We start from the raw sequence: 6,263 nt of genomic DNA, 5'->3' as shown, positions 1-6,263 counted from the left end.
GCTGCCCCCGCGCCTCCCGTTCGTCATGGGTCCCGCCCCGATCGTTGTGGATGTAGAATATCACCTTCTGATCTGACCGGAAGGCACTCATGCACACCCGCACCCCGCGACTCTGGATCGCTGTCACCGTCACGGCCGTGGTGGTGGTCCTCGTCTACCTGATGCAGTGGCTGATCGCGCCGCCGGGCGGGACCGCCGACTACTCGTTCCAGACCGCCGCCGGCGTGCTGCACTTCGGCGTCCTGCCCGAGGCGATCCCGCTGGTCGTGCTGCTCGCCGCGGTCGTCGCCCTGCCGTGGCGCCGTGACACCCTGTTCGAGGCCGACACACCTCGCCGGTCGTGGTGGCTGGTCGTGCCGGTGCTGCTGTTCGTGCTGATCTGGGTGAAGTACCCGTTCACGGACATCGCACTCGACGTTCCGGGCCTGGCGTCATTGGCACTCTGGGCGCTGTGCATCGGCCTGCTCGAGGAGCTGCTGATCCGCGGGGTGCTGCTCACCGGTCTCCGGGTGCACGTGTCCGAACTCGTCGCCTACGTGGTGTCGACCCTGGCGTTCGCGGTGATCCACGCCGGCAACGTGTTCAACGGGCAGGAGATCGGCGACACCATCGGACAGATCGTCCTGTCGGTCGGGATGGGCAGCGTGCTGTACGTGTCACGTCGGGTGACCGGGACCCTGATCGTGCCCGTGGTGCTGCACGCGATGTGGGACTTCTCGGTGTTCAGCCTGCCCGACGACTTCGATGGCACCGGGCCCGCCGGGATCCTGCTCCTCGCAACGGTCGCACTCGCCGTGGTAGGTGGGATCCCCGCCGCGATCGTCGTGGCACGTCGTCGCGGCAACCCGCTCCGTGCTGCGTCGTCACACGTCGTCTGAGCATCCACGGAGCAGAAGACGTCGGTTTGATGCGCGCGGCCCGACGTCTTCTGCACCCTCGAGCGGCCGTCAGTCGACATCGCCGCGCGAGGTCTCGCGGATGCGGCGGACGACCGCGCTGGTGGAGTGCTCGGGGACGTAGTCGACCATGACGACCTCGCCGCCGTAGGCCCGGACGACCGCGGTCTCGCTGAGCATCTCGGGGGAGTAGTCGCCGCCCTTGACGTACACGTCGGGGCGCACCCGTTCGAGCAGCGGGATGGGGGTGTCCGTCGCGAAGACCGTGACCAGGTCGACGCACGCCAGCGCCGCCAGCACTCCGGCGCGGTCCTCGGCGGTGTTGATCGGGCGCTCCGGGCCCTTCAGCCGGCGGACGGAGTCGTCGTCGTTCAGGGCGACGACGAGCAGGTCACCGAGTTCCTTCGCCTGCCGCAGGTACGAGGTGTGGCCGCGGTGCACCACGTCGAAGCACCCGTTCGTGAAGACCACACGACGCCCCTCGCGGTGTGCGGCGTCGACAGCTGCGGCCAGGTCGTCATGGTCGACGACCGTCTCCGCCGGAGCCTCGACCGACCGGAGCAGCGATGCGGTGTCGCACGTCGAGGTGCCGGCCTCGCGGACGACGACGTCGGCAGCGGCCTGGGCGAACTGCACGGCCTCGCGCGGGGTCGAGCCGACGGCCAGGGCGACGCTGGCTGCGGCACAGAACGTGTCGCCGGCGCCGGAGGCCTGTTGCTCGGAGGCCGGGGTCGCGCGGGTGCGGAAGCCGCGGTGATCGTCAGGTCCGTCTGGCCGCGCGTCGTCGCGTCCGACGCTCGCCTCGAGCAGGATCGTGCCGTTCCGGTCCAGCGTGACGACGGCAGCCCGGGCACCGGTGACGCGGAAGAGCGTCGCACGCTGCGCGACCACGGCGTCAGCCCGGTCGGCACCGATGCCAAGGTCGACACCGAGCACCGCGGCGGCCTCGCCGGCGTTCGGCGTCACGAGGTCGGGGTGCAGATCGTGCCACCCGCGCAGGTCGTGCGCGTCGACGACGACCACGTCGGGACGGTCCCGGTCGAGCACGGAGAGCACGGACTCCGGCGTCACGCCGAGCCCGTAGTCGCACACGACGGCGGCGTCCGCCCCGCGGAGCGCACGCGCCACGGCTGCTGCGAGCTGGTCGGTGTGGCCGGCTGTCGGGAATCCGGCCAGGTCGTCCACGCGGACGACGACCCGGTCCCCGCCGACGATGCGCGACTTCGTGGTCGTCGTGGCTCCGGGCACGGCGATCAGGGACGTGGTGTCGACACCGGCCGCGGCAAGACGGTCACGGAGGACGGCACCGGCCTCGTCGTCCCCGATCAGTCCGACCATGCGGACGCGGGCACCGAGCGCGCGGGCGTTGACGGCGGTGTTGGCGGCGCCGCCCGGCACCGCGATGGTCTCGGTGACGCGGACGACCGGAGCGGGCGCCTCGCGTGAGACGCGCTCGGCCTCGCCGATGGTCCAGCGGTCCAGGATCGGGTCGCCGATCACGACGACGAGTGGCTCGCGGTCATCGATGCGCGCGACGACGTCGCGGACAAGGCGGACGTCGGCGGTCATCGGTCGAACCCCTCCGCGGCAGCGGTGCAGGGTGCGTCGACGGTGTCGGGTGCGTCGATGGTGTCGGCGTCGCGCGTCGTCGCTCGGGCGGTCGCCGCCTCGAGGTGCACCACGGTCGTCGTCGTCATCTCGTCCAGCAGGTGGGGGCCGTAGCCGAACCCGGCGCCGGACGCTCCACGCGGTTCGGCGCTGCCACCGGGTGCTCCACCGAACACCGCGTTCACCTTGACGGTGCCGACGGGCAGTGTCGCCGCCGCCCGCAGCGCCGCACCGGTGTCGTTCGTCAGCACGGTGGCGGCCAGACCGTAGTGGTCGGCGGCAGCCAGGCGGAGGCCCTCGTCGAAGGAGTCGACCACGCGCACGGGGGCGATCGGTCCGAAGGTCTCCTCGGTGAGCGCGAGGGCGTCGTCCGGCACGTCGGTGAGGACCGTCGCCGGGTACGCCGTGCCGCTGCCCTCGGGGACGACGCCGCCGGTGCGGATCGACGCTCCTCGGGCGACGGCGTCGTCGACGTGCTGCTGCACCGTCGTCCGCAGACGCTCGTCCACCAGGGGGCCGTACTCCGTCGCGGGCGATGCGGTGCGCCGGTCCGCTTCGGCCACGAGCGCCGTGACGAACTCCTGGGCGATGGCTCGGTGCACGTAGACGCGCTCCACACTGGTGCAGATCTGGCCGGTGTTCGCGAACGCACCGAGCGCGGCCTGACCGGCGGCCCACACCGGGTCGACGTCGGCGTCGATGACGATCGCGTCGTTGCCGCCGTTCTCGCGGATCACGTGCGCGCGGGTGCTCGTCGCGACCGCAGCGAGCCGGTCGCCCGTCGCCGTCGAGCCGACGTGCGCGTAGACCGCGATGCCGTGCTCGGCCAGCGGCGCTTCGCCCGTGGTGGCGTCGCCGTCGACCCCCACCAACACGCCGTCGGGCAGGACCTCGGCCAGCAGCTCGTTCAGGCGGGCGATGGTCGCAGGGCACCGCTCACTGCCCTTGTGCACGACCGTGTTGCCCGTCACGACGGCGGCACCGAGGATGCCGAGCGCGACGGCCACCGGGTCGTTCCACGGCGTGAGCGCCAGGACGACGCCGCGCGGGTGCGGGATCGTCCAGTCGGCAGCACCGTGCTGCCCGCGCAGGGCCTCGCCACGGTGCAGCGGACCGAGCTCGGCGTCCTGCAGGAGCGTGCCGATGCCGGCCTCCACACCACCCAGCGCGTCGCCCGGGGTCTTGCCGGTCTCAAGGGTGTTCAGTGCGGCGAGCTCGTCCGCGTGCGCACGCAGGTGCTCCGCGGCTGTGCGGAGGAGTGCCCCGCGGTCGGCCGGGGCGGTTCGCGACCAGGTCGGGAACGCGGCACGAGCGCGGCTGACGGCGTCATGGACCTGTTCGGGAGTCGCGACCGCCGTGGTCGAAGCGACCTCGCCGGTGACCGGGTCCAGGACGACGATCTCGGTGGTCGAGGTGGGGGCTTCGAGCGTCATGTGGGTCCTTCCGGGACGACGGTCGGGAGGGGGAGGTCCGACGGTGCTCCTCGGTCCCTGGGCGGGGGCACGGGCTCCGCGTTCCGCGGCGCACGAGCGTGCTCCCGGGTGCGCGTCGGTAGACAGGAGCGACGGCAGGACGAGGGAGACGACGGGCGTGATGCAGATCGGACAGGGCGGCGAACGGTTCGAGGGGGTCCGCGAGATCGCGGTGCTCCGGGGCGGCGGGCTCGGTGACCTGATGTTCGCGATGCCGGCGATCGAGGCCCTCGCGGCGACGTACCCCGACGCACGGCTGACCCTGCTCGGCACGCCGGCGGCGAAGGCCCTGCTCGACGGCCGGACGGACGCCATCCACGCGGTCGAGGAGCTGCCCGTGCACCCCGGCGTCCGTGACTCGGGCGCTGACGCCCCGACCCTGGCCGACTTCGAACACCGGCTGCGGGGTCGCTTCGACCTGGCGGTCCAACTGCACGGCGGCGGCCGCAACTCGAACCCGTTCCTGCTGCGGCTCCAGGCACCGCACACCGTCGGCACCGCGACCGAGGACGCCGAGGTCCTGGAACGCTGGGTCCGCTACGTCTACTACCAACACGAGGTGCTGCGCGGGCTCGAGGTCGCCGCGTTGGCCGGTGCCGAGCCCGTGACGCTCGACCCGCGGATCACCGTCACGGACGACGAGCGTGCAGCGGTCCGCACACGGCTCGGCGTCAGCGGGACGCTGATCGCCATGCACCCCGGCGCGACCGACCCTCGACGCCGCTGGAGTCCGGACCGGTTCGCCGCCGTCGCGGTCGCCCGTCTGGCAGCGGGGGACGACGTGGTGCTGGTCGGGGACGCCTCCGACCGTCCGGCAGCCGACGCGATCGTGGCCGCGGTGCGGAAGCAGGAGACCGGTGGCACGGCGGAGCGTCTGCACGACCTGGTCGGCACGCTGCCGCTGTCGGAGCTGCCCGCGGTGCTCGGCGCCGCGGACGTGATGGTCGGCGACGACTCCGGCCCGCGGCACCTGGCGGTCGCGGTCGGCACCCGCACGGTCGGCGTGTTCTGGTTCGGCAACGTCGTCAACGCCGGGCCGATGGACCGCGGCCGACACCGCGTGCACATGTCCTTCGTGACCCGCTGCCCGGTGTGCGGGATCGATGTCACCCAGGTCGGCTGGACCGCCGAGCGGTGCGAGCACGACCCGTCCTACGTCGATCAGGTCACGCCAGAGCAGGTGCTCGCCGACGTCGAGGACCTGCTCCGCACGCGCTGACCGGTCACGACACCCCGCCGCCGACCCGCCGACAGGTCACGAACCGTCGTTCATGCATCCGGCGCAGGTGTCCCGACCGGTCAGGACACCCCGCCGCCGATCCGGCGACCGGTCACGAATCGTCGACCGACCGGGCTCTGAGCGACGGTCCTCGACCAGTCGGCAGAACTGAGCGGGGAGTCGTGACCAATCGCGATGCGCGGGAGGGGGCGGCGCCGGGCGCGCGACGCACGCGGCCGGGCCCCGCGACGGACGGGAGGCCCGGTGCCAGCTGGCACCGGGCCTCCCGTCCGTCAGCGGGGTGGGCTCACGGCCAGCTCGGCTCGGTGGCCGGCATGATCGAGAGCTCGCGGATCTCGCAGCCGGCAGGCTGCGCCAGCGCGAACAGGATCGCGTTCGCCACGTACGACGGCTCGATCAACAGCGCGTCAGGGCCCGGCTTGTACTGCTCGGTGCGGTCGGCGAAGAAGTTCGTCCGCATGCCCGCCGGGATCACGTTGGTCACACCGACCCGGCCGGCGGTCTCGGCGGCCAGCGCCTGCGAGAAGCCGCGCACGCCGAACTTCGACGCCGAGTAGGCGGTGCCGTCGCCCACACCACGCAGTGCGAGGGAGGACGCGATCGTGACGACGCGGCCGTGGTTCGCCTCGAGCGTCGGCAGGGCAGCGCGCACGACGGCCGCGGTGCCGAGCAGGTTCACGCCGACGATCTGCTCCCAGTCCGTCGCGGACAGGGCACCGATCGGCGCGGGCTTGTCGATGCCGGCGGCGGTGACGACCGCGTCCAGGCCGCCGTGACGCTCGGCGGCGTCGCGGACGGCCTGTTCGGTGGCGGCGGTGTCCGTCACGTCGACCGCGACCGCGTCGACACCGTCTGCCACGTGCTCGACCCGCAGGTCGAGGACGATCGGGGTGCCGCCGGCCTCGAGCACGGCGTCGACGACGGCCGCTCCGAGTCCGCTGGCGCCGCCGGTGACGAGGACGCGGCCGATGGGGGTGGTGGGGACGGGCATGGAGTTCCTTCCGTGGTGGATCAGGTGTGTGGGGCCGCGGCTACGCCGGGACCGCG

5 protein-coding genes are annotated in these 6,263 nt (G+C 72.8%); 2 read left to right on the top strand and 3 right to left on the bottom strand.

What is annotated here, in order from left to right; translation table 11 throughout:
- Positions 1–89: 89 nt before the first annotated feature.
- Positions 90–878, top strand: a complete 789-nt coding sequence (locus tag MT346_RS11930) for a CPBP family intramembrane glutamic endopeptidase (protein ID WP_243563296.1) — start codon at positions 90–92, stop codon at positions 876–878.
- A gap of 69 nt (positions 879–947) precedes the next feature.
- Here MT346_RS11930 and rfaE2 read toward each other — a convergent pair whose 3' ends face one another.
- Positions 948–2,465, bottom strand: coding sequence for a D-glycero-beta-D-manno-heptose 1-phosphate adenylyltransferase (rfaE2, locus tag MT346_RS11925; RefSeq protein ID WP_243563295.1), 1,518 nt, complete (start codon positions 2,463–2,465; stop codon positions 948–950).
- Positions 2,462–3,937 carry an aldehyde dehydrogenase gene (locus MT346_RS11920; protein ID WP_243563294.1) on the bottom strand — a complete coding sequence of 492 codons (1,476 nt, stop codon included), beginning with the start codon at positions 3,935–3,937 and terminating at the stop codon, positions 2,462–2,464. The genes rfaE2 and MT346_RS11920 overlap by 4 nt, the downstream gene beginning before the upstream one ends.
- A gap of 160 nt (positions 3,938–4,097) precedes the next feature.
- Here MT346_RS11920 and MT346_RS11915 point away from each other — a divergent pair, with 160 nt between their 5' ends.
- A complete protein-coding gene (locus MT346_RS11915) occupies positions 4,098–5,195 on the top strand; it encodes a glycosyltransferase family 9 protein (protein ID WP_243563293.1) in 1,098 nt (365 codons plus the stop codon).
- 307 nt (positions 5,196–5,502) lie between these two features.
- Here the strand turns inward: MT346_RS11915 and MT346_RS11910 are convergent, their stop codons facing one another.
- Positions 5,503–6,207, bottom strand: coding sequence for an SDR family oxidoreductase (locus MT346_RS11910; RefSeq protein ID WP_243563292.1), 705 nt, complete (start codon positions 6,205–6,207; stop codon positions 5,503–5,505).
- Positions 6,208–6,263: the final 56 nt, after the last annotated feature.

The sequence above is a fragment of the Curtobacterium sp. VKM Ac-2922 genome (genome assembly GCF_022815645.1).
Classification (GTDB): Bacteria; Actinomycetota; Actinomycetes; order Actinomycetales; family Microbacteriaceae; genus Curtobacterium.
This window is presented reverse-complemented; position numbering and strand designations above follow the sequence as displayed.

Bases quoted from the DNA above. Each gene is read 5' to 3' on its own strand.
- MT346_RS11930 (WP_243563296.1), top strand. From the start codon at position 90: ATGCACACCCGCACCCCGCGACTCTGGATCGCTGTCACCGTCACGGCC.
- rfaE2 (WP_243563295.1), bottom strand. From the start codon at position 2,465: ATGACCGCCGACGTCCGCCTTGTCCGCGACGTCGTCGCGCGCATCGAT.
- MT346_RS11920 (WP_243563294.1), bottom strand. From the start codon at position 3,937: ATGACGCTCGAAGCCCCCACCTCGACCACCGAGATCGTCGTCCTGGAC.
- MT346_RS11915 (WP_243563293.1), top strand. From the start codon at position 4,098: ATGCAGATCGGACAGGGCGGCGAACGGTTCGAGGGGGTCCGCGAGATC.
- MT346_RS11910 (WP_243563292.1), bottom strand. From the start codon at position 6,207: ATGCCCGTCCCCACCACCCCCATCGGCCGCGTCCTCGTCACCGGCGGC.